This is a genomic window from Halocatena halophila (assembly GCA_027563145.1).
In the GTDB taxonomy this organism is placed as follows: domain Archaea; phylum Halobacteriota; class Halobacteria; order Halobacteriales; family Haloarculaceae; genus Halocatena; species Halocatena halophila.
On the sequence record CP071307.1, the window covers coordinates 663,956 to 687,358 of the forward strand.

The 23,403-nt window shown below is 56.6% G+C and carries 17 protein-coding genes; 11 read left to right on the top strand and 6 right to left on the bottom strand.

Annotated features, from left to right (window positions below):
- Window positions 1-11: 11 nt before the first annotated feature.
- Both JXQ78_RS17050 and JXQ78_RS17055 read left to right on the top strand, forming a co-directional pair.
- Window positions 12-1,325, top strand: coding sequence for a mandelate racemase/muconate lactonizing enzyme family protein (locus JXQ78_RS17050; RefSeq protein WP_330633042.1), 1,314 nt, complete (start codon window positions 12-14; stop codon window positions 1,323-1,325).
- Window positions 1,315-2,160: an SDR family NAD(P)-dependent oxidoreductase gene (locus JXQ78_RS17055; protein WP_330633043.1), complete on the top strand. Its 846-nt coding sequence runs from the start codon at window positions 1,315-1,317 to the stop codon at window positions 2,158-2,160. Before JXQ78_RS17050 ends, JXQ78_RS17055 begins: the two co-directional genes overlap by 11 nt.
- Window positions 2,161-2,283: 123 nt before the next feature.
- Here the strand turns inward: JXQ78_RS17055 and JXQ78_RS17060 are convergent, their stop codons facing one another.
- Window positions 2,284-3,078, bottom strand: coding sequence for an IclR family transcriptional regulator (locus JXQ78_RS17060; protein ID WP_330633044.1), 795 nt, complete (start codon window positions 3,076-3,078; stop codon window positions 2,284-2,286).
- A gap of 106 nt (window positions 3,079-3,184) precedes the next feature.
- On the opposite strand from JXQ78_RS17060, the gene JXQ78_RS17065 reads away from it, so the two are divergent.
- From JXQ78_RS17065 to JXQ78_RS17075, 3 genes are all read left to right on the top strand, one after another.
- On the top strand, window positions 3,185-4,330 hold the full coding sequence (locus JXQ78_RS17065) for a mandelate racemase/muconate lactonizing enzyme family protein (protein ID WP_330633045.1): 1,146 nt from the start codon (window positions 3,185-3,187) through the stop codon (window positions 4,328-4,330).
- A 571-nt stretch (window positions 4,331-4,901) separates the two neighbouring features.
- Window positions 4,902-9,902 carry a S8 family serine peptidase gene (locus JXQ78_RS17070; RefSeq protein WP_330633046.1) on the top strand — a complete coding sequence of 1,667 codons (5,001 nt, stop codon included), beginning with the start codon at window positions 4,902-4,904 and terminating at the stop codon, window positions 9,900-9,902.
- Window positions 9,903-10,044: 142 nt separating this feature from the next.
- A complete protein-coding gene (locus JXQ78_RS17075) occupies window positions 10,045-10,845 on the top strand; it encodes a DUF7847 domain-containing protein (protein WP_330633047.1) in 801 nt (266 codons plus the stop codon).
- Between the two features lie 6 nt (window positions 10,846-10,851).
- Here the strand turns inward: JXQ78_RS17075 and JXQ78_RS17080 are convergent, their stop codons facing one another.
- Together JXQ78_RS17080 and JXQ78_RS17085 are read right to left on the bottom strand one after the other, a co-directional pair.
- Complete coding sequence (locus tag JXQ78_RS17080) at window positions 10,852-11,127, bottom strand: winged helix-turn-helix domain-containing protein (protein WP_330633048.1); 276 nt, start codon at window positions 11,125-11,127, stop codon at window positions 10,852-10,854.
- A gap of 349 nt (window positions 11,128-11,476) precedes the next feature.
- Complete coding sequence (locus tag JXQ78_RS17085; RefSeq protein WP_330633049.1) at window positions 11,477-12,619, bottom strand: ABC transporter substrate-binding protein; 1,143 nt, start codon at window positions 12,617-12,619, stop codon at window positions 11,477-11,479.
- A gap of 156 nt (window positions 12,620-12,775) precedes the next feature.
- Here JXQ78_RS17085 and JXQ78_RS17090 point away from each other — a divergent pair, with 156 nt between their 5' ends.
- The 3 genes from JXQ78_RS17090 to JXQ78_RS17100 all read left to right on the top strand — a co-directional run bounded on the left by JXQ78_RS17090 (window position 12,776) and on the right by JXQ78_RS17100 (window position 14,832).
- Window positions 12,776-13,105, top strand: a complete 330-nt coding sequence (locus tag JXQ78_RS17090) for a hypothetical protein (protein ID WP_330633050.1) — start codon at window positions 12,776-12,778, stop codon at window positions 13,103-13,105.
- Window positions 13,106-13,272: 167 nt separating this feature from the next.
- A complete protein-coding gene (locus tag JXQ78_RS17095) occupies window positions 13,273-13,581 on the top strand; it encodes a hypothetical protein (RefSeq protein ID WP_330633051.1) in 309 nt (102 codons plus the stop codon).
- A gap of 396 nt (window positions 13,582-13,977) precedes the next feature.
- A complete protein-coding gene (locus JXQ78_RS17100; protein ID WP_330633052.1) occupies window positions 13,978-14,832 on the top strand; it encodes a right-handed parallel beta-helix repeat-containing protein in 855 nt (284 codons plus the stop codon).
- 68 nt (window positions 14,833-14,900) lie between these two features.
- Here JXQ78_RS17100 and JXQ78_RS17105 read toward each other — a convergent pair whose 3' ends face one another.
- The 3 genes from JXQ78_RS17105 to JXQ78_RS17115 form a co-directional block, all read right to left on the bottom strand.
- The gene (locus JXQ78_RS17105; RefSeq protein WP_407934062.1) at window positions 14,901-15,938 is read right to left on the bottom strand and encodes a hypothetical protein; all 1,038 of its coding nucleotides are present in this window, start codon (window positions 15,936-15,938) and stop codon (window positions 14,901-14,903) included.
- Window positions 15,939-15,965: 27 nt separating this feature from the next.
- Window positions 15,966-17,486: a glycerol kinase GlpK gene (gene glpK / locus JXQ78_RS17110; protein WP_330633054.1), complete on the bottom strand. Its 1,521-nt coding sequence runs from the start codon at window positions 17,484-17,486 to the stop codon at window positions 15,966-15,968.
- A 138-nt stretch (window positions 17,487-17,624) separates the two neighbouring features.
- The gene (locus JXQ78_RS17115; RefSeq protein WP_330633055.1) at window positions 17,625-18,812 is read right to left on the bottom strand and encodes a Cdc6/Cdc18 family protein; all 1,188 of its coding nucleotides are present in this window, start codon (window positions 18,810-18,812) and stop codon (window positions 17,625-17,627) included.
- Window positions 18,813-19,074: 262 nt separating this feature from the next.
- On the opposite strand from JXQ78_RS17115, the gene glpA reads away from it, so the two are divergent.
- From glpA to JXQ78_RS17130, 3 genes are read left to right on the top strand one after another with little or no spacing between them, the layout of a single operon-like run.
- On the top strand, window positions 19,075-20,742 hold the full coding sequence (glpA, locus tag JXQ78_RS17120; RefSeq protein WP_330633056.1) for an anaerobic glycerol-3-phosphate dehydrogenase subunit GlpA: 1,668 nt from the start codon (window positions 19,075-19,077) through the stop codon (window positions 20,740-20,742).
- Window positions 20,732-22,009 carry a glycerol-3-phosphate dehydrogenase subunit GlpB gene (gene glpB, locus JXQ78_RS17125; RefSeq protein WP_330633057.1) on the top strand — a complete coding sequence of 426 codons (1,278 nt, stop codon included), beginning with the start codon at window positions 20,732-20,734 and terminating at the stop codon, window positions 22,007-22,009. Before glpA ends, glpB begins: the two co-directional genes overlap by 11 nt.
- Window positions 22,010-22,015: 6 nt before the next feature.
- On the top strand, window positions 22,016-23,389 hold the full coding sequence (locus JXQ78_RS17130) for an anaerobic glycerol-3-phosphate dehydrogenase subunit C (RefSeq protein ID WP_330633058.1): 1,374 nt from the start codon (window positions 22,016-22,018) through the stop codon (window positions 23,387-23,389).
- Window positions 23,390-23,403: the final 14 nt, after the last annotated feature.

A 23,403-nucleotide genomic window follows, 5' to 3' on the forward strand; every position in this document is an offset into this window, starting at 1 on the left:
GATATCCACCAATGAACACCGCACTCACAGCCACGGATCGCGTGATAGAACGGATAGAGCAGATTCCAGTCAGGGTGCCGTTTCGTGACGTTCCTGGGCGGAACCTTCGTCGTGAGCTTCCACACTGGAGATATCTCGAACTGTTCGAGCTAGAACTTGCCTGTGGTGCCCTCGGTCATGGCGAGGCGATGCTCTATTACATGAACGGTCCGACAGAGCAAGCGACGATCGACCGTCTTGAGGGAACGGATGTCCTGGACGTTCCGTTCGACGATTCGCTCGGCCCAGGGATTCAAATTGCCGCACTCGATGCAATCGGCCGCGCCGAGTCCGTTCCCATCCATCGGTTACTCGGCGAACAGGTTCATGACTCGACGCCGCTCGCCTGGTGGTGTATCGATATGCCACCGGAAGACTGGGTACACGAGGCCGGCCGTGCGATCGATGCTGGCTACACGACACTGAAGGTGAAAGGAAGACCCTGGTTCGACCTCGAAGCACAGCTGCAGGCGCTTTCGGCGTCTGTCCCCGACTGGTTCGACGTGTCGATTGATTTCAACGCCACGTTGCACACCACCGAGAAAGCACTCGATATACTTCCAACGCTGGAGCAGTTTCCACTCGTCAGCCATTTCGAGACGCCGATCGAACCTGGTGCAACCGAGGAGTACGCCCAGCTTCGAGATGCGCTGTCGACGCCGATTCTGTTACATTACGGACAGATAGACCCATTCGAGGCTATTGTGGCTGACGTCTGCGATGGGCTGTTGTTGAATGCCGCCCCTGGGGCGATTCGCAAGCACGCAACGGTGGCCGCCCAGGCCGATCTTCCTGCCATGATTCAGATCGTGGGCACAGGCATTTCGGCTGCGTTCTCGCTTCACTGTGGCGGCGTCTTCGAGCAGGCACGCCTTCCAGCGGTCAACTGCCACCAAATTTTCGAATCCACCCTGCTTGAGGATCCCCCCGAGGTAGATTCGGGGATGGCGTCGGTGCCGGATGGTCCAGGGTTGGGCGTCACTGTCAATATGGACGCTGTTCGGTCCTACGAAACTGACATCCCCGAGTCGCGGCCTTCGCCAGCACGCATAATCGAAACGAGCTGGCCCGACGGCAGACGCCAGTATCTCGTGCCGGAGTCGGTGAATGCGCTGTTAGCACACGCCCGTGACACTGAACAAATGCCGTTTTTCGAATCTGGTGTCACCACCCGACTGATCACTGCACTGGACGACCCAGCTGTACGCGCGCTGTACGACACCGTCCGCACGGAACCGACACTGTTTGGCCCTAACGAAACACCACTTACCACCAATGACACCTGAAAACACGACACCACGTTCGGATCGCTTACACACTGCTATCAATCCCTCCGACATGCACCGCTTTGGCGGCAAAACCGTGCTCGTCACCGGATCAACACGCGGCATTGGGGAGGGAATAGCCCGCCGGTTTGCCGACGAAGACGCGAACGTTGTCGTTACCGGCAGGTCTTCTGCTGACGGCCAGGCAGTCGCAGACGACATCCAGAACTGCGGCGCCACAGCCACCTTTATTGAAGCTGATCTGGCGGACATAGAACCAATCGAACGGCTCGTGACCCGGACTGTCAATCAGTTCGGTTCGATCGACGTACTCGTCAATAACGCGGCTGCCTGGACCCACGGACCATTTCTCGATCGCACGGTTGACGACTGGGAAACCGTGATCAACGTCAGCCTCCGTGCCCCCTGGTTGTTGTCGAAACACGCGATCGATTCGATGCCGGCGGGTGGTTCAATAGTGAATATATCGTCCGTTCATTCCATGGCATCAGATCCACAGCGGTTTCCGTACAACGTGGCAAAGGCGGGGCTCAATGGGATGACGCGGTCGATGGCCGCCGACCTTGGTCCGCTCAACATCACTGTGAACGCGATTTTACCCGGTCCCGTACAGATCAAAGACGATCCTGGCGACGATCCACTGCTCGAACACCGGCTCGAAGGACTCCCTGCGGATCGATACGGGAGACCGGCCGATATCGCCGGAATGACCGCGTTTCTGGCCAGCAAGGAGGCACGATTCGTCACCGGCGCGTCGATTCCGGTCGATGGCGGCTGGACGGCCTGTCTTCACGATGATCCAGACGTCTACGGAACCCGTCACTCCGTGGACTGATTATCACACACCGAATCGAATTTGACGATACCGAAACCCTGTGTGCTGTGTGAGGGCACCGCTCTGGAATTACAATAGTACCAGCGTAATGGACGGTGAGGGCAAGCCACGACCGCGCCGGAATCAGAGCGGAGATGTTTTCGTCTCGACGTTTATTTTGATCACGTTGGCAGCTTGCATCACACGGTGGGCCATTGTATCGTTAAAATCGTCACCCTGTAGCCGCGTTGTGGGTGCCGAGAGGCTAATCGCACCGATTACCGCTTGGTCTTTGCCGATCACTGGGACGCCAATCGCCCGGACGCCCTTGATCGCTTCTTCGTCGTTCTGGGCGAATCCTCGCTCGCGAATCAGGGCCAGTTCCTCCAGCAGTGTCTGTTCGTCAGTGATGGTATGCTCCGTTCGTCTCACCAACCCATACCGCTGGATAATTTCCTCACAACGAGATTCAGGGAGATGTGCCAGAATCGCCTTGCCGGCGGCGGAATAATGGAGATGTAACTCGGGATTCTGTCTGTTCTGGATGTAGAATGCAGTGCCAGCTGCTTTCTCTCCGAAACTCTCATAGAAAATCACTTCGAGTCCCTCGTGCTCTCCGATGAGGTGGATTGACTCGCCCGTCTCCTCGGCGAGCTTATCAGCGACCGCTTTTCCAGCTCTAAAAAGGTCGGAATTATTCCGCGCGTAATCTCCGTAGATAATGAACTGTTCCGATAATCTGTATTTATGATTTTCCTTAACTATCAGCCCCTCTTCGTGGAGCGTCGCGAGATGTGTGTGGACGGCACCCATCGAGAGCGAAACGTCTTCGGCCAGTTCGGAGACCGTTGCACCATCGTGTTGTTGGACGGCCCGTAATAGCGCACACGAATGTTGTACCGATCGAATGCGGCGTGGATTCCGGTCCTTTTCCGACATATGTTCTCATAGGTAATGGTTGGTAAGTACTTTACTATCGTCAAAACCCGATGAATGTATCGGAAGTGCCCAGTATATTTATATCACGGTAACTGCAGTGGTGGATATGGAAATCACGGACATCACGGCGATGACGGTCGAAATACCGCTCGTTGGGGCTGATGCGCCGCTTGGCATCGCTCCGTACGTCATGAATCACCGAGAAATCTCCTCGGTGAGACGGGTGCTGGTCCGTGTTGATACGAGCGATGGCCGTTCTGGGTGGGGTGAAATGCGCCCGTTTCTGGCTGCTGGCGCCACAGAATCACTCATCGAAGACGGCGTTGCCCAGCAGGTGATTGGCCAGTCGCCGTTCGACCTTGAGCAGATTCGCCGTCGCGTGACCATCGAGTACACCAACGTGGAGATGTTTTTTGCCGCAGTCGAAACGGCGTGCTGGGACATCGTTGGTCAGGCACTCGGCCGTCCGGTGTATGAACTCCTCGGCGGACGAAACACACCGTCACAGACGGACAGTTCGTTGTCATCAACGGATCGTTCGGTCGAATTCGCGTTCTGTCTGGGTATCTGCTCGCTCGAACAGTCTCGAGAGAAAGCAATTGCCGCCCAAGAAGCCGGGTTCACGACTCTCAAAACAAAGGCCGGTCGCGATTGGCGAGCGGATGTCGATCGAATCATTGCGATGGACGCGGCGACTAACGGTCAGATCGAGTTTCGGCTTGACCCCAACCAGGGTTGGCGGCCCGATCAGGCCCTCCGCGTTGCCAGTGCGCTTGAGGATGCCGGCATCTATCTGCAGTATCTCGAGCAACCGATTCGGACCGACATGCATGACGTGCTGGCAAGTCTCAGATATCGGACCAAACAGCCGATCGCGCCGAACGAGGATACGTACGTTCCGCACAATCTTCAGTCTCTCATCGAACACAACGCGCTCGACGTTGCCGTGCTCGATCTGACACCGGCTGGTGGCCTCAGTGGACTTCGCCAGCAAGTAGCACTCACAGAAGCTGCTGGCATTCCCGCCGTTCATCACTGTGGATTCGATCTCGGCATTCGAACGGCGGCGATCTGTCATGCTGTCTATGGAATGGCGGGGTTCGCGCTTCCTTCCGATACGACCTACTACAGCTGGGCTGACACCATCCTCGATCAGCCATTCGAATTCGACAACGGGTGTCTAACCGTCCCATCGGAGCCCGGGTTGGGGATCTCTGTGGATATGGATGCTGTGAATCGCCGTCTGGTGTAATCTGGAACGATCTCTGTACCGTCTATGGAACGGTTCTTTCGAGCGCCACGTCGTGTCCACTACATTCAAATACATGATAGTAACTACTATAGATGCTCTAACTGAGTGGTAAATGATTGGGGTGAATGAACAAATTTGAGCCGATTAGGGATTGTATACGGTTCGAGTGTGGATAGAATGTAATTATATCGGTATTACTGTAATTATAGTAAACGGTCTCGGTGGAGCTCGTAGTGATTATCGGTCTGACTACTGCACACAGTATTTACAGTTTATACAGTAGTAACTGTGCTAAGATTCGATACCCCCGTGGGTACCGTTGATGGTAGCCTTATTCGAATATTCAGCGCGTACTCGCACAAACCGCTCACCACGTACACTGAATCACATTATTACTTGATATTTGTGAGACATTGAAATATGGTTCTACACAATTCTCATGGCGTATTGGGCCAATTTTTAATATTGCACGGATCTAATTAGATATGTTCGGTCACAACATGTCTTTATCGCTCGTACATGCATTATTCGGTTGTACTGCGTGGATGTCAAATAAGAACTAGTTGTACCCATGATTCATGGACGATCCAGTGTCGTACTCAGTGTCGTTTGCATCGTTATCATCGCAACGTTCGTACCGATCGCATCTGTTGGGGCCACCGATCCGATCCCAGGGGTTGATCCGTCAGATTCGACCAGTCGAATGGCTGGCCTGAAAGCACCGGCCACAGAGAGCGGGGCCCCCATTGCTCCGGCGCTCAATCAGGAAAACGGAACCGTTGAAGTGATCGTCGAACTCGAGCCGGCGAACACCGCAATGAATACGGATTATGAATCCACTCGAACGACGCTTCGACGCCACGCCACAGAAACCCAACGGCCGGTTGTCGAGTTTGCTCGTTCTCATCCCAAGTCGGTGACGGTTGAGCGTCGGCTCTGGCTTTCAAACATTGTGTTGCTGTCGGTCGACACCGAGCGTGTCGAATTGGACCGAATTGCCACCGTGGAGGGCGTCGAACGGCTCTCACCCAACGAACGGCTACAGTCGCCTCGTCCCCAGCCTGCAACCGCGAGTCCTCCAGCAGTGAACGCAAGTTCCTCTCGTGGATACAACACGACATTCGGCGTCGATCAGGTAAACGCCCCGGCCGTCTGGTCAGAGTATGACACCCGTGGGGAGGACGTCTCCGTTGCAGTTCTCGACAGTGGCGTCTCCATTGACCATCCCGATATCGAACTCCACACGGCCGATGCAACCGATCCCACGTATCCTGGTGGCTGGGCGGAGTTCACACAATCAGGAGGGCGCGTCGCGGATAGCCAACCGCGAGCAGTCTGTGGCGACCATGGAACACACACGAGCGGAACCGTCGCAGGCAGTAATGCCAGTGGCGAATGGATCGGCGTGGCACCGAACGCTGAGTTGATGCACGGTGCGGTGCTGACCGAATCCACAGGATTTGGCTGTGGCGGATCGACCGTGCAGGTGATTGCCGGCATGCAGTGGGCTGTGAACAACTCCGCCGATGTGATCAGCATGAGTCTCGGCGGATCGGCTGACGGAGAACTAATCGATCCGGTCAGAAACGCCGAGGCGGCTGGAACTGTTGTCGTAGCGGCCAGTGGCAATGGTGGTCCGGGGACTGCCGGCTCACCGGGATCGGTGTACGAAACGATCGCAGTTGGCTCAACTGCGGAAGATCGCAGCGTCGCGGGCTCTTCTGGTGGGAAAACAGTCGAGGCAAACACCACATTCCCCCACGCACCAGAGGGATGGCCGGCAACGTACGTCGTTCCCGACGTGGTGGCACCCGGCGTAGGCGTGAAGAGTGCGGTTCCGAATGGGAGTTACACCACCCATTCGGGAACCTCGATGGCAACCCCCCACGTTGCTGGAGTGATCGCACTTATGCTGTCAAGCGATACTGACGATTCGACGCCCGCGGCAGTCAAACGGGCGCTGTACTCCACAGCAACCAAACCGAAAGACTGCTCGCCGGACTGCTCGCCACGTGACGGCAACGACACCAGATATGGCGCTGGGATTATCGATGCGTACGGTGCCGTCTCCGCGCTTGATCCGGTTCCTACACACCAGATCGGCGACGTTGACGAAGACGGATCGCTCTCTGTCAATGACATCCAACTGCTTCAACAGTATCTTGCCGATTCCTTGTCTGAAGACGCACATTTCAACGAGCAGCTGGCAGATCTCGATCGCGACGGGAAAATTACTCACAGAGACCTACGATTGCTGCAACGTTCGGTCCTCGGTGACCTGTCTGCAGGTCGGGTGAATCTGTCGGCGTTAGACTCACCGGATTCAGTTTCACACGGTGAATCGATCTCGGTGTCTGTCACGGCTACTAATACCGGTGGGCGAGGCGTCATTGAGGAGCTCTCATACCGGTTTGGCAGTGCATCCGACCTCGGACAGAACGATACGGTGGCGAGTGAGGTGGTGGATCTGGGTCCTGGAGAGTCGACGACTGTCACGTTCGAGTTTACTCCGGACGCCCTTCCGGGTCAGTATCACCACGCTGTGGTGAGCAAAACGGATGCTGCGGGTGATCAGCTGACTGTCCGCGGTGGAGCGTTCACGATTCGGTCAGTTGCGACGCCACCATCGATCGCCACCGGGGAGACGTTGACCTCGAATGTAACGGTCGAAAACACTGGCAACGAAAACGCGACCCACACCGTCGAGTCCGCACTCGAGTCCGTTGGTACCAACCAGCGGAACATAACGCTCGATGCCGGCGACAGAACGACAGTCACGTTTTCCCATCAGATTCCGCCAACAAAACAGAGTGCGGAGATCGAACAGGTCGTAACAACACCAGCTGATCAGGCCACCCAATCGGTACGAATCGATTCGCCCTTTTTCAGAGTCGGTGCACTCTCTGGGCCCTCATCCGTAACCCCTGGTGAGCCCGTCACCGTCTCCACGACGATCACGAACACCGGTAATGCAACCGGGGCGACGCCGGTAACCTACGATCTTATAAGAGAAACCATGTCAGTGGCTGTCGTCGACACCGATCACGGTTACGGTGACCAGGTGGTATCCGCGCTCAACGCAACGCTGTCCGATCGGCACACCATCTCGTTGATCGACGATGAGGATGCTATCGACGCGGTTGAAGCCCACGACGTTGTCGTCATTCAGGACCTCGATCGTCGAGCACTTGACGTTCAGCAGCTTGTCGATCGGCTCAATACCACCACCACGGGGGCCATCTGGCTGGACAGTTGGGGGGCATACAGTGATGCAATTGTCGAGCGGTCGGTTGTGACCGGTGACCCATTGAGTACGAACGATGCAGATACGGGACAATCGCCTGTCAATCTGACCGTGACGACCGACCATCCGATCGTCAACAGCGTTGTAGCAACAAACGAGGCGGTGGCGATCCACCACGGTCCGTACGCGGACCGGTCGTGGTTTCACGGCTTTGATGGACGTACGATCGGAACGGTGGGTGCAGATGGAAGTCACCTGGGTGGTCCCGCAGTAGCCGTCGATTCCGACAGTGCGACAGTGCTTGCCGCTACGTTTGGTCGCGAGTATTTCGTGCAGAATCCGTCGTTTACCCGGGCTGCAGATCAAATCCTGGCAAATGCCGTCCGCTGGGTCGGTGACCACACACCAGCCAGCACACCAGCCGCTTCGAACACCACGCAGCGATTGTCACTCACACCGGGTGAGTCCAAACAGCTCACATTCTCGTCGGCGATTCCATATAGACTGGATCGTACTGAGCAGTGGTTTTATTCGGTGCAGACGCGTGACGATCGCAATCGCACGCCGGTAACGGTTCAAATGCCCACTGGGCGGGTCTCTGGCACTGTCACCGACAACACAACGAATACGCCTGTCTCGAATGTAACTGTCAGGATCAACACTACGAATGGATCAACAACGGCGATCACTAATGCAGATGGCGAGTACACCCTTGCTGCGGTCCCGGTCGGTGACCATCAGCTTGGTGTGGATACTGACCGGTATCACGGACAGAATCGAACCGTGAGAGTGTCACACAACGAAACCACCACGGCTGATCTTTCTGTTTCGCCAGCGAACGGCACGATCACCGGCAGTGTCGTCGCCGCTGACACAGGAGCTCCCCTCAAGAACGTCACGGTCACCAGCACGGACAGCGATGACACCACACAACGGGTCACGACCAATGGCTCCGGTCAGTACTCGATGGCCGTTTCGCCAGGCAACTATCTCGTCTCGATCGGCCAGACTCCAGCTGGCTTTCACTCGCAGTCGGTCGTCACTGTTGGTCCGGGCGAGACCGTTTCGGGCGTCGACTTTCGGCTTCCCCCGAAATCAGGGACGATTGTGGGGTACGTTCTGAACGGTGCGGGCGAGCCGATCGAGGGAGCGACGGTTACCGATGCGGATGCCAACGCCTTCGAAACCACGACGAACGAGAGCGGCTACTACGAATTCGATGGCCTCGATCGAGGGACGTACGCAGTCGTTGCGAACGCCAGCGACTACAACGCGACGTCAATACAGTTCCCCGTCGTTTCACCGAACGAGACGACGACGCAGAACTTCACGATGGGTGCGTATTTCGGCGTCTCGAATCTCTCGGCTCCCGAGCGCGCGGCGACAAACGAGACGATAACCGTCTCGGCGACGATCACCAACACTGGCTCCGAAACGGCGACCCGGTCGGTGTTTTATCTCCCACCAGGAACTGCATTCGATGCTTCGAGTACGAACATGACGACTGAACGCCGTGTAACGCTTGCTGGAGGCGAACAAACGAGAGTGACGTTCACAATTCCGGTTCCTTCGTCGCTTGAGCCTGGCTCCTACCATCATGGCATTTCTGCCGACGAAGTGTCCGCGAGGACGATCACCATCGATTCGCCCACCGAAACGCCAACAGCATCGTTCGAAATCGTAAATGCGAGCGCACCATCTTCGACTCCGTCTGGCGAACCGTTTGCAGTAGGTGTAACCGTCGAGAACAATGGGACATCACCGGGATCTACGCCGGTAACGGTTCGTCGGAACAACGAAACCCAGACGATAACGACCAACACCCTGGCACCCGGTGAGAGACAAACGGTTTCACATACCGTCAGGGCACCAAACGAAACAGGACCGGCGACGTATGAACTCTCGACACACAACGATTCGGTCGAACTCACTGTCACCGTTGAGGCTACTGGGTCCAGTCCGGCGTATTTTGCCGTCTCGAACGTTACAGCACCGGACCAGGTCCCGATCGGATCGCAACTCCGCGTCAACGCCACCGTTGTGAACACTGGTGGGAATGCGACAACGCAGTCTATCTACTGCTTCGTCGAACGTTCTCGGAACGGGACTGGCGATACGGTTCGACGGTCTCGGGCACACAAACAACTCAACCTCACACCCGGTGAGTCCGAACGACTATCATTTTCAACGCAAGTAGAGACTACAGATGACCCCGGTGAGTATGTGGTCGTCGTCACATCACTGCAAGAAACGGCAACACGGCCGCTCACTGTCAGTCGTCCAGCAGACACACCGAACCAATCTCAGAAGTCTGTCAATACATGGTAATCTGACCATCGGAGGGACAAGCCCCGTCCAGCGATGTTCCTGACGGGAGAATAAGAATATTTTCTAACTGTAATTAGAATATATTTAATGAAATGGTAATGGTACCAATTAGATTTATAATAACATAGAATAGATTACTAATATGGTAGTAATCGACGCCTTCACCGAGTCGATCGATGCCGTGCGAAACAATCCGATTTTGGTCGCCGTTCCTATTTTGCTCGTTCTGGCGATGATCCCGTTCGGAATCGTGGCAGCAATTGGTCAAATAATATTTTTCATATTTTCGTTCTTCTGGATGTTGCTCAATATTGCCTTTTTCACGTACGCAATCGGTGGGCTTCTGGGGATGTGCAACGAGGCACTGGACGGTTCGACCTCGTTATCGACGTTTCTCGACGAGGGGAAGGCAAATTTCGTGGACGTGTTCGTCATCGCACTGGTGAGTTGGGTGGTTCTCTTTGCGATATCAGTGATGGCTCAGCTGTTTGGTTCGATTGCCCTGCTTGGCACACTCGATTCGGGTAGCAGCGAGTCATTTGTCACGTTTATTATGAGTATGATTCTTGCATACTGGTTTATTGTTGGTTTGTACATGATTTTTGGATTCATTTTCCAGTTCGTTTACGCTGCTACTGTGGTCGATGATAGCTCGGTCGGCAGTTCGTTTTCTCGTAGCTATCGCGTCGTGAAAAACAATATCCTCAGTACGATCGGATACGATATCGTCGGAGGTATCGTCTATTTCGTCTCGATGATCGGTACGGTTCTCGTCGTTTCCCTCGTGATGTCTCAGGTGGATCCCTCACCGTTGTTGGCCCTGTTTGCGTTTTTAGTAACCCTCCTTATTGCTGCGGTCGTCGTGCCCGTCCTGTCGACGTTCCACATTGCGTTCTATCGGCGCGCCTCTGAATCGATCGAGCGTTCTGAAACCGAATCGTAGCCGTCCTCAGGCGAGGTTTTCGGCTTCGATCGTGTCCCAGATCTCGTTCCCGTGGTCAGTGATGCCGTACACCCGGCCTTTTTTCCGGTCGTCGGAGACGAGCAGTTCGACGAGGTCTTCGTCGCGAAGCTCGCTGAGTGCGCGCGAGATGTGTGACATGGATACGTCAGTGTCGCTCGCGAGCTGTGACGGTGTTGCCGGACCGGTCATCAGTCGTTCGAGAACAGCGACTCGGTACGTGGAGGCCAGCACGAAGCTGACCTCATCCCAGTGTGATGTCATCCCAAACTACCAGGTGATCCTTTGGTAGGGATATACTTCAGTACGTCCTCCTTACTAGACGATGTTCGGGACTTACTGCACCGATCGGTGATTTTATGGCCCCTAACCGAGGGTGTTTCAAACACGTTCGATTCACGCCTGTGTGGACACCGCCGAGTGGCTAGCCGTTGCGTGCTTGAATGGGGTGGCGCTGGTTGTAATTCGGGAATGGAACGACCAGGTAAGTACTCCCTATTGGCCGTGTTCGGAGGTGAACTACTCCGTGATTAGTGGTGATACACTGATCTGTTGGGTGCTACTACCACGTAGCCACTCATCGTCGGTCGTCAGGACCGCATTCTCGAATGGCTCAGAACTCCCCGTTAACGATTGCCCCCACGCGGTCACGATCGAACAGGTCTTTTTGGATATTGAACAGTGCACTGCCGAGCCGTTCGGTGAGGACCATATTCGTGATTGGGCCCTGATAGAGTCCACCCGCTCGATACACATCGCCGTTCGAAACCGCCGTTAGCTCGCTCGCCGTTGGATGCGATTCGAGAAACGTTACGACGGTATTCTGAAACTCCGAAGCTGTTTTTGTTTCGTAGCCACGGAGCAACAACACTTCTGGGTCGACTTCCAGAATGGTTTCGAAGTCGACTGCGGTTCGACTGCCATGGAAGTCGCTGACGTCGCTGTTTGCCAGTGCATCCGAGACGCCCAGATCGCGCAGATGTTTGAATCCAGTTCCATTCCCGATGCGGTAGGGGTAGAACTCTTTGGGAGTGTCACCAGTGCCCCAGAGCACTGCCCCTGCCCGGGTGGATCGTTCATTGACGATCGGCTTGAGTGTGTTTTGAAAGTCGTCGTGCAGGTTCACAAACGCGTCATAGCGGTCGGTTCGTCTGAACACCTGCGCGAGCTTTTCGAACCCCTCGTACAGAGTGTAATACCGATACTCCTCGTGCCAGGGGTAATGCTGGGCGTAGGTACTGTTGCCGAAAAATGGCGAGACGTTGGTGCGAATCTCGTCCACGTCAGATTTTTCCCATCCCTTGAACCGATTCATCAGGAAGTTGGGATCGATGACGTGAACGTCTGCGTCCAGGTCGTAAAACCGCTCTTTGCTCACCCCATCCTGATACAGCGACACCATCTCCTCTGTCGAAACGGAGACCGCCGGGATCGCGTCGTAGTACTGCGTGTGATAGCGATCGGTCAGCCACACGCCTTTTGGCGGCTCGAGACCGAGCGCGATTCCCATATCTGCCCAGCTCCCATTGTTTGCCACCCACGTCTGTGGGACTGAATCGAACGACACCGTACCCATCGGCTCGATCGACACCGAGTATGACTCGTCGGTATCGTCGTTTGCGTTCGAATCAGTGCCGGTCGTCGGTCCGCTCGAATCGCCCGTACAGCCAGCAAGAACCGTTCCAAGGGCCGTGAACCCGGTTGCCAGATATGCTCTTCGAGTTGGACGCCAGTTGGGGCGCTTCGTTCCGTCCATGTTTTTAGGCTTACCTAAGAAAATAATACGCTTTCGATTTTTAGGACAGCCTAATAATTGGCGCTCGGTACCAGGACACAGGAGATGACGGTGAGAACGGGTGTTCCGTTGGTCGCCACAAGGCCTACACGATCGTGTGTAGTGCTACTTTATAACATGCACAGACGGACGGTACTCACGAGCGTTGGCACAGCCGTGATCGGGGCTGTGGCTGGCTGTGCAGCCATCTTTACGCAGTTTAGCGCGCCCGTTGGAACTCCGTCAACTGCCAGTCTTCGAATGACGCCACTGGATGCGGTCGAGCTCTCATCTTGGATAGTTCCCACCATCAGGTCACGGCAACTCACCGGATACACGTCCAGGGACCTCGTGCAGTTTCTTCGAGATTCATCCGTTGTCGAGAGCGTTCGGCCACCGTTTGCGGACGGAGCGCATTACTTCCACAAAGATGCAATATACGAGCTCAGTTACGCAAAATTGGAGTAGCGGAGGGTGACACATTCGGTGTCGCCTCGACGTTTCTCTACACTGATGAGAAACGCCAACGGTCCGTGCTAGTTTCTGGACCGGAGTATTCGTATATTTCGTGGGATGATAGCACAATAGTTGCCGTCAGGATTGAACGCCTGGGTGAGGTTACGGTCAAACGGTTCATGTATACCCCAACGCGGATTGGAACCAGCACCGAATACGACAGCCGATTGCGGGCCCGGTTCATTTTTTCTCTGTCCGGGCTCGGAGACGACGCCCGTGCCATCGTCCAGACGGCAGTCAGCAAGGACGCCTTCACTGTCGCCACTGATTCGACACCGTCGCCGGCGTTCATGTCGGTCGTCGATCTATTTCGTGGAAATCCGAACGTTCAACCACTCGACACCCGACCAAAGACGCAGCTCGGTGGTCCATATCTCACAAAATTCGAAGGTGTGTCGTTCTGGTCCGTTCTGCATCCTCCGCCTTGAGCGAGGTTCACGGCGGAGGTACCCCCTGAATTTCGTTCGATATTAACACGACGGACGATACCTCGAATGGACCGATGGAAGTATCGACGGTACGCCTCACTGCGTTTGTGAGCGTCCGAATCGGCCGCCAACATTATTATTCTTACAGTAGACAGAGGTTAACAATGGGAATACTCTAGATAGTCGCTGGTGCAGTATGATACGAGCAAAGTTAGCTGTAGTAGGGGTTGTGGTACTGGTAGCGCTGATAGGCATCCCATCTGGCGTTGCCACGGCCCGGACGGCACTGAGACGATTGATTCCTGTACTGTAATTACGTCGTCTGGATCGTACGAGCTGACGACAGATCTCATCAACAAAGATCGGGATCCGTGCATCTCGATCCAGGCAGATGACGTGACATTCGACGGCAACGGCCACACCCTCGATGGTGTTGATACATTGCAATCGATCGGGATCGAAACGTCGTCCTCCCGTTCGAGCAACGTTACAGTACGTGACGTGACGATATCGGACTTTGGGGCCGGGATTTACGTCTGGGATGCAGACACCACGATTACGAACGTTCAGACCGTCTCCAACATGGATGGAATCGATATCGCCAGCGCCTCCGGGATCACAATTACTGACTCAAAAATCGCACAGAACACGAGACAAGCGATTAGTGGACAGAATGCGGAGGGAGCAACAGTAACTGACAACGTGATCAAAGGAAATGGAGACGGAATGTATCTGCATGACTCTCCCAATTCGACAGTCCGAGACAACACTGTCGAACACAACACCGAAACTGGCCTCAGTGTGGGTGGGACTTCGTACAATAGTTTAATTGCCGACAACAAGATTTCCGGAAACGGACTCGGTGTTTCAGTCGGCAAATCGGACGACAGCCGTGTTGTGGATAACACCATTAATAACAACAACGGGAAAGGACTGCATATCTCTCCGGGACAGACCCCGAGTGCCAACAAGCTCAACATCACTGTGGCGAACAACCGAGTCCACTCCAACGGCGATCACGGTGTGTATCTCCATTTCGCCAGTAACAATCTGCTCACACACAACACGATCTCTCAGAACAACGGCTCGGGTGTCGTCCTGCGCGGGAGCAATGACACCGTTGGCGAACAGCTTGGCGATGCCAACAACAACACTGTTGCCCACAACGAGATCGTGAACAACCACGAAGCACCAATCATCGACGATCAGTACTCCCATTACAACACGATCTACAACAACACACTGGCCTGAGCCGACTCACCATCTCTCTGGGAGATACCATCCCGCAGCCGATCGGATGGCACTGGTGAACTGCTCGGCTACAGATAGGCGGCGGTTGGGATAACTCCCAGCAGGGCCCCAACACCAACAACTACCATACACACGGTGATCGCCATCGCCGGTGGGTCAACGTGTGTTCCAGAGTGGGCATACAACACTCGCTGTGTTATTTCTCCGATGAGCCCCGAAATCGTTCCGAACAATCCGCCAACGAGGAGGATGAGAACCACACTCCCGGTCAGCTCTGCGGCGAGTACTGCCCCGACGGAACCGAGCAACGTGATGTGATGAGTGACAGGAATTTTCGCCACGCCAAGCGTCAAAAAGGTCAGACTCATCGTTGAGAGCGCATAGCCGAGAAATATGCTCCCGGTTTCCATCCAGATGTAGCCGCCGAGGAGCCCGCCGATGATGCCGATTGTGGTAACGCCAGACCAGCGATACTGATGTGCGAGCCATGGCTCGGTGGCCAGCCGAGTTCGTTCGGTGCCACCGTCAGTCAGCGGTTGACGGTCACCGTTCTGGAACGGGCGCATATCGAACCAGGAATCACCCGCTGGCGTCCCAATCAGGGGGTATCCAAAGGCGAGTCGCGCAAGCAGTGCCGTCGCGACGACCGAGAGGGCAATGGGATCGGTTGGAATCGAACTGGCGACGGCAAGGCGCTCGATCACGTGACCTAGCAGTCCAAAGGCCGCACCGACGGCGAGGATGTCCGGCTGTGTGCCATACGCCTCCGTGATCACCTTTCCCGGGTGGTAGTCCCAGCCATTGGGCTCCTGTTCAGGATACTGTTTGCCCATGTATGCCGAGGCCGCAACGCCGCCGGCGAACGCAACATGCGGGCCAAACACCACACCAAAGCCGATTGATCCCGTCAGGCCAACGTCGAGCGCAGTTGCCTCAATTCCTGCGAGCGACCCCACGGACGACTCAAGAATTTCTAGTCCTTCGCCAAGAAAGACGACGAATCCGGTAAAAACGAACGCCGGAAGCGCACCGATCGCCGCACCGAATGCACCGCCAGCGAGCGCCGTGATAGCGAGTACGAGCATGGTTTCGACTCCATTGCCCATAATCGCCACCTGCAGACCCAGCATCGGTCAGTGCTCCTGTGCCCAGTCCTGGGCACGTTCGAGCGCGTCCGTCCAGCGCTGGTATCGGTCGTCTGCCGTCCCGTCGTCATCGGCCGTGAACGTCCGGTCAACCCGCCGGTTGTCGCGGAGCTCATCCAGGTCGTTCCAGTAGCCAACTGCCAGGCCGGCGGCGTAGGCCGCACCGAGTGCCGTGGTCTCATCAACTGCCGGTCTGTCAATCGAAGTTCCGACGATATCCGCCTGCTGTTGACAGAGAAAGTCGTTTTTCACCGCGCCCCCATCGACCTTCAAACTCGAGATCTCAAGGCCGGCGTCGGCAGCCATCGCCTCGGCAACGTCACGCGTCCGAAACGCGATCGATTCTAGCGTCGCACGGACGATGTGTGCGTCGGTCGTTCCACGAGTCAGTCCGACGATCGTCCCGCGTGCTCTGCCGTCCCAGTGTGGAGCCCCAAGGCCAGTAAACGCCGGAACGAAATAGACTCCGTCCGTGGAGTCGACTGATTGTGCCAGCGCGGCCGACTCACTGGCGTTCGAAATCAGGCCAACGTCTTCGAGCCACTCGATTGCCGCTCCGGTGATGAATATCGAGCCCTCAAGCGCATACTGTACTGGCTCGCCAGATCGCTGAAATCCGACCGTCGTCAGCAGTCCGTGGTCGCTCTCGACGGCGGTGTCTCCGGTGTTGAGAAGAAAGAACGAGCCGGTCCCATACGTGTTTTTCGCGTCACCTGGATCGAAGCAGGTCTGTCCGAACAGTGCTGCCTGCTGGTCGCCAAGCGCACCAGCAACAGGAATCTCCGCACCAAGAAAGCCATCTGGGTCGGTCGTCCCGTAATAGTCGCTGTCGGCAGACGGACGGACCTCGGGTAACATCGCGCGGGGAACGCCAAACTCCGACAGGAGGGCATCGTCCCAGGCCAGCTCGTGAATGTCGAACAGCATCGTTCGCGACGCGTTTGTCGCGTCAGTGATGTGCTCGCCGGTCAACTGCCAGATCAGCCAGGAGTCGATCGTCCCAAAACAGAGCTCGCCAGCCCGTGCACGGTCTCGCAACGAGTCGTGGTCGGTCTCGGAGTCGACCGAATCGAGTAGCCACTCTACTTTCGACGCCGAAAAGTACGCGTCGGGTTCGAGGCCGGTCGTCGCGCGAATCGATTCATCGGAATCGGCGGCTTCGAGCGTTTCGATCCGTTCGGTCGTTCGTCGGTCCTGCCAGACGATGGCGTTGTACACCGGCGCACCCGTTTTGCGGTCCCACACCAGGGTGGTCTCACGCTGGTTTGTGATCCCAAGCCCCTCTAGTTGCTCGGCGTCAATGCCAGCGTCGTCGATTCCTGCGAGGACGACCGACCGGGTCCGCTCCCATATCTCTTCGGCGTCGTGTTCTACCCATCCCGGTTCTGGGTAGAACTGCTCGTGTGTTTCGTAGGCCTCACCGATCACGTGGCCATCGTGGTCAAACACCATAAACCGTGTGCCGGTCGTTCCCTGATCGATCGCACCCACGTACGTATCGTCGCTCATCGGTCACCTCGGGTGATTCGGTCCAGTCGCCGAGAATTTTTTATCCGTACCATGGCTTCGAGCGTAACCAGCATGTTCTATCAGTATAAATCTATCGTGAGAAAATACCTTCGACACTGATCGGGCGGACAGGATCGGTCAGTGCGAATCCACAGACGGTTGCGTCGATAGTCCATCGAGACGGCGAAAAACGCGCGTTGGGAACCGTGGTTCGATGGTACTCGGTGTTCGACCAGCCCGTTCGTCTGTTGTCTCGATCTGGACTCGGTGTGCGATACCGTTGTCGGCCAGCTCATACAGCAGTCGCTTGACTGTACTGGGTGAAAGCGCAACGTCGGGATGGTCTGCGATCGAGGTAGCCGTGGTTTCGATCGGTGCACGTTCTCCTTGATCGCTTTCGATGAGTGCGTGCAACACCCGCCGTCGATTTTCTGCGAGCGCGAGGACTCGTCCGAGGGCGGCTGTTCCTTTCGGAACGCTGTCCATCCCGGCATGGAGATCCCGGTCACGAATAGTGGCTGTGCCAGTTGCGGTGGCGATGTCAGCCGCACAGAACAGTGCACAAAGGGCGTCGTGTGCGTTGCCATCGCTCCAGGCAGCGATCTCTCGCAGCTGTTCGTGTGCTATCGCACGATGGGCCAGCCCGTTTGAGGCTCTTTGTGTTAGTATATCAACCATAACGGGATCGCGGTAGGCTGGCAGTTCAATTTGGACTTCGGAACGTACCGGCCGGGTGGGCGGTACTCTGGCGATTGCCATCCAGGAGAGGTCATCCGCGACATCGTCGAATGCACGCTCAAGTGTGGCAAGGTCGTGCGCTCCTGGCTCATCGACGTGATCGAACGCGACGAGCAGAGCATTCTCCGTAGCGCCTAAATACTCCTGGAGGCTGTCGCGTAGTCGTTCTGTCCCAACGCCATTTTTGGGAACGTCCTCGAGCACGGCATCGAGTATCGACTGATACACGCCAAATTCCGTGCTCGCAGTCCGGCAGTCCACATAGACCAGCGCAGGCGTCGTCGTCGATTCGACACGGGTTGCCGTGTGAATGATGGCGTCAGTGTGGGATCGACACTGTCGGATCCCACGAAACAGTGCCGTGACGATCGCTGACTTACCGCTCCCAGCCGGTCCCCAGATGTAGGCGTTCGACGGAAGCTGTCCGTCGAAAATCGGCTCGAGGTAGTCGAGCATCCGTTCGATTATCGCCCCCCGTCCGATGGGTTCTTCTATGTGTGCAACCGGACTGATCGGTTCGTACTCCTGGATAAGTCGCGTCTCGGTGCTCGATTCTGCCCGTCGACGAATTCTCGACTGAAGATCCATCGAGCGGTTCATTGATAGCCCAGTTGCGTGCGTTCCAGTCGAATCCGTCCGTCGGACGGTCTCGTGAGTGGCCCTGTCTGTCCCATTTCGCCCCGTCGGATCTCGGGTGTCCGACTGTCGTTATCGATGCTTGGACCAATCAGCTATAAGTCTTGAGCACTCGATGCTCCATCGCAACTTGACTCGGCCCGAATGATAGTTACGGCTGGTATACATCCATCGGTAAAATAAAGTGCGTCGGCACTAACCCACGGACAATTCGATGGATACGAAAACCGAGGTGCTCGTTATCGGTGGTGGTTCGACCGGCTGTGGCATCGCCAGAGACCTCGCCATGCGTGGTGTCGCAGTCACGCTCGTTGAACGCGGGACGCTCACCGATGGAACCACCGGTCGGATGCACGGGCTGCTCCACTCCGGTGGTCGGTATGCAGTTTCGGACCGAGAGAGTGCGGCAGAATGTATCTCTGAAAATCGGATACTCCGTGAGATCGCAAGCCACTGTGTCGAACCGACTGGCGGCCTGTTCGTTTCAAAGCCGGGCGACTCGGAGGAGTATTTCGAACGGAAGCTGGCTGGCTGTTCTGCGTGTGATATACCGACCGAACTCCTCAGTGCCGAACAAGCAAGAGCCATCGAGCCGTATCTCGCTCACGATATCGAGCGGGCAATACGCGTCCCAGACGCCGCGATCGATCCGTTTCGGCTGTGTGTGGCAAATGCGGCTGCGGCTCGAGAACACGGCGCTCGAATCGAAACTCATGCCGAAGTCACCGATCTGCTTCTCGATGGAGATCGAGTCGTCGGCGTCGAGATAACACATTCGAACGATAACGGAATGACCGGTTCGACAGAACGCATCAAGGCGACGCACGTCGTGAATGCGACGGGTGCGTGGGCCGGACAGATCGGTGCCATGGCGGGCGTCGATATCGCCGTGCGGCCCTCGAAAGGAGCGATGACGGTGATGAACTGTCGCCAGGTCGATACAGTGATCAATCGCTGTCGGCCAAAGGGCGACGCGGATATCATCGTCCCACACGAAACGGCGTGCATCCTCGGAACGACCGACGTGGAGGTGGATGACCCGGATGCGTTTCCCGAAACGCAGTGGGAAGTCGAGACGATGATCGAGACGCTCTCAGAGCTCGTTCCCATCCTCGATGAGGCGCGTACACTTCGGTCGTTCTGGGGGGTGCGGCCGCTGTATGAACCCCCCGAAACGAAGACCAGCGATCCCACGGACATCACGCGGCAGTTTTTCTTGCTTGATCACGCCGACCGTGACGGGTTGGCTGGAATGACCTCGATCGTTGGGGGTAAACTCACTACCTATCGATTGATGGCCGAACGAATATCCGATCACGTCTGTGACAGGATCGGAGTGGATGGCGTCTGTCGGACTGCAGACGTGGCGCTTCCAGGAAGTGAAAACCCAATGCACCTGCAAGAAGCGATGGAGTCGTTCGAGCTCCGATCACCGATCGCCCGCCGGAGCGTCCAACGGTTGGGTAGTCGGTCGTCGTCGGTCCTTTCAACGAGCGATCCCAATCCGGTGATCTGCAGCTGTGAGGCCGTCACCAGGGCCGAACTCGAGGACGCAATTACGGAGGTAGGCACCGATCTGAATGCAGTCCGGATCAGAACGCGTGCGTCGATGGGCAACTGTCAGGGCTGTTTCTGTGCTCACCGGATGGCAGCGCTGTTACACCCCGATCACACTGTCGAGACAGTACGCACTTCACTCGAAGCGCTGTACGAAGAGCGCTGGCGGGGACAACGCCACGCGCTGTGGGGCGAACAGCTCTCACAAGCCATGCTCACACGGTATTTACACGCAACGACGATGAACCGGGCCCAATCGCAGACGGAATCTTCGCCGACGGTAGCGTTCGAACGGTTCGATGGGGGTGATGAGCGTGGCGATTGAATCGGACGTGTGTGTAATCGGCGGCGGACTGGCTGGCATGACGAGTGCGCTCGCAGCTGCTGAAACTGGGGCGTCCGTTCGACTGCTGTCGCACAAAAAGAGCACGCTCAGGCAAGCAAGCGGGCTGATCGATGTGCTGGGATACACCCCTGCGGGTGAGATCGTTGCCGAGCCGTTCGAGGCGATGGGGTCGCTGCCGAACCATCATCTCTATCAACGAGTTGGCTCACAGGCAATTCACGACGGACTCGCCCTGTTTGACCGCGTCGTTGGTGAGAGCTATGCGGGCGGACACACTTCGGCGAACGCGCTTGTTCCAACCTACGTCGGGCGAATAAAACCGACTGCACGCTATCCAGCGATGACGGCGGCCGGACTGGCCAGCGATCGCTCGCCTGTGTTGTTTGTCGGTTTTGAGCGATTGAGCGCGTTCGATGCGCCGTATGTTAGTGCATCGCTTTCTTCGGACGGGATGCCTGCGCCGACGCGTGGCGTAACGATCTCCGCCCCAGGATCACATCGGCCGGACACACGGCTCCATCGGCTTGTTCACGCACTTGATGCGAACGAGTCGGTTTCGACGTCCACTGGAGAACAGCCGATACGGATCGCTCTCGCTCGGCGGATCGAGTCACATCTCGAGTCGGCACAGCGTGTTGGCCTTCCAGCGCTTCTTGGCCTCGAGAACGCACCCAACGTTCGCCGGGATCTCGAGCAGTTCCTCGGTGTGGACGTGTTCGAAGTGCCGATGGGCCCACCAAGTATCCCCGGTCAGCGCCTCGAACACCAGTTCCTCGACGCGTTGGACCGGGCTGGCGTGCATCGGGCGACGGGCAATCCGGTGGTGGCGTTCGACGCCGATGGTGACCGTATTCGGCGGGTGTTTACCGACCGAAACGGCAGCAGTGTCCCGTATGAGGCCACGCAGTTCGTGCTCGCAACCGGTGGACTTGTCGGCAAAGGACTCGACTCCGACCGCACTGCGCTCACGGAATCGGTGTTCGACTGTCACGTTCCACACCCCGAGGACCGAACCGAGTGGTACGGCGACAATCCACACACGGACCAGCCATTTGCTCGGTTCGGCGTTTCCGTGGATGCAGATCTCAAACCCCACGACGATTCGGGGAGTCCTGAGTACGACAACCTTCGGGCTGCTGGTGCCATTCTCGGCGGCACAGACGTGACAATGGAACTCTCAGCGAGCGGAAATTCTCTCACGAGCGGCGTCCGGGCCGGTCGTCTCGCGGGAGAACGGAGCAACTGATTCACCATGAGTGATACAGAAGACACACCTTCATTCGATCCAGTAACGGTGTTCGAATCGACAGAACAGGACCTCAGATCGGGCTCTGATGATTGCTATAAGTGTTCGACGTGTGACAGCGTCTGTCCGGTGGCCTCCGTTGATTCGTCGTTTCCTGGCCCGAAGTTCCAGGGGCCAGAACAGTGGCGACTCACGCGCAAGGAAGATACGGAGATTGATGACTCCATCATGGGCTGTTCGAACTGCATGCGCTGTGATGGTGCCTGTCCGTCATCCGTCCCGTTGAGTCAGATGCACAACACGGCACGCGGCGCGTACGTGGAAAATCAGCGTTTCGTTCGCTCTGCGCTGGCTGCGCTCCGTTCAGGAGAGCTTCGACGCGGGGCGTCCATCGTTCGAGACGGAGTTTCAGATCTCCGTGAGCGGATTCGAAACCGGCTGCTGGCAAACTACTACACGGCCGGACGATTTGCGAGCAAACTACCACGAGTTGCAAATGCGTTTACGAATTTCGGGCCCACGCGTTGGCTCCTTGAACGCGTGCTCGGGATCACCAGCGAGCGGTCGTTTCCCTCGTTTGCCACCCAGACGTTTCGAGAGTGGTGGACCGAACGCGGCGGTGCCCAACTCGAGAATCCGGACAAGCGAGTGGCCTACTTTCATGGCTGTTATGCGAACTACAATACGCCGGCAGTGGGAAAGGCCATGGTTCGGGTGTTCGAATCGTTCGGGTATGAGGTGCTTGTCCCACAACAGCGCTGTTCGGGAACGCCGATGTTTGCGAATGGCCGACTCGATGACGCCAAACGACACGCAGAGACGAACGTCGAGTCGCTCGCCGAGGCGATTGCGGACGGTGCCGACGTGATCGCTTCGTGTACGTCTTGCTCGATGGCGCTTCGACAGGAGTATCCCGAACTGTTCGATCTCGATGGCATCGATTCCGTTGGTGAGAACACGTACGAAGCGCTGGAGTACCTTCGGCTCAATGAGGATCTCGAGGCCGCCCTCGCTGAAACAGCGGGTGATGCAGAGGAATTTGCCTATCATGCCCCGTGTCACGCCCGCAATCAAGGACTCGATCGGCAGGCAGTTGAACTGTTCAGCGACGTTGATGGCGTGACGATCGAGGATGTCGGCGATTCATGCTCCGGAATTTCAGGGACGTACGGCTGGAAAGCCGAGAAATACGACTATTCAATGGCAATCGGCGACACGATGTTTGCGGAGATGGAAGCAGCAGCCGGTGAGCAAGGGATGACCGAGTGCCCAACGTGTGCGATGCAGATGTCCCATGGCACCGGCTATTCGATCACTCACCCGCTCGAACTTCTTGCTGACATTCTCATCGAGGAGCAGTCGGCTTCGTCCAATGGGTGACTGGCGAGTTGACC

Bases quoted from the DNA above. Each gene is read 5' to 3' on its own strand.
- JXQ78_RS17085 (WP_330633049.1), bottom strand. From the start codon at position 12,619: ATGGACGGAACGAAGCGCCCCAACTGGCGTCCAACTCGAAGAGCATAT.
- JXQ78_RS17060 (WP_330633044.1), bottom strand. From the start codon at position 3,078: ATGTCGGAAAAGGACCGGAATCCACGCCGCATTCGATCGGTACAACAT.
- JXQ78_RS17075 (WP_330633047.1), top strand. From the start codon at position 10,045: ATGGTAGTAATCGACGCCTTCACCGAGTCGATCGATGCCGTGCGAAAC.
- JXQ78_RS17105 (WP_407934062.1), bottom strand. From the start codon at position 15,938: ATGGGCAATGGAGTCGAAACCATGCTCGTACTCGCTATCACGGCGCTC.
- JXQ78_RS17090 (WP_330633050.1), top strand. From the start codon at position 12,776: ATGCACAGACGGACGGTACTCACGAGCGTTGGCACAGCCGTGATCGGG.
- JXQ78_RS17130 (WP_330633058.1), top strand. From the start codon at position 22,016: ATGAGTGATACAGAAGACACACCTTCATTCGATCCAGTAACGGTGTTC.
- JXQ78_RS17050 (WP_330633042.1), top strand. From the start codon at position 12: ATGAACACCGCACTCACAGCCACGGATCGCGTGATAGAACGGATAGAG.
- JXQ78_RS17070 (WP_330633046.1), top strand. From the start codon at position 4,902: ATGATTCATGGACGATCCAGTGTCGTACTCAGTGTCGTTTGCATCGTT.
- JXQ78_RS17055 (WP_330633043.1), top strand. From the start codon at position 1,315: ATGACACCTGAAAACACGACACCACGTTCGGATCGCTTACACACTGCT.
- glpA (WP_330633056.1), top strand. From the start codon at position 19,075: ATGGATACGAAAACCGAGGTGCTCGTTATCGGTGGTGGTTCGACCGGC.
- glpK (WP_330633054.1), bottom strand. From the start codon at position 17,486: ATGAGCGACGATACGTACGTGGGTGCGATCGATCAGGGAACGACCGGC.
- JXQ78_RS17065 (WP_330633045.1), top strand. From the start codon at position 3,185: ATGGAAATCACGGACATCACGGCGATGACGGTCGAAATACCGCTCGTT.
- JXQ78_RS17095 (WP_330633051.1), top strand. From the start codon at position 13,273: ATGTATACCCCAACGCGGATTGGAACCAGCACCGAATACGACAGCCGA.
- JXQ78_RS17080 (WP_330633048.1), bottom strand. From the start codon at position 11,127: ATGACATCACACTGGGATGAGGTCAGCTTCGTGCTGGCCTCCACGTAC.
- JXQ78_RS17115 (WP_330633055.1), bottom strand. From the start codon at position 18,812: ATGGATCTTCAGTCGAGAATTCGTCGACGGGCAGAATCGAGCACCGAG.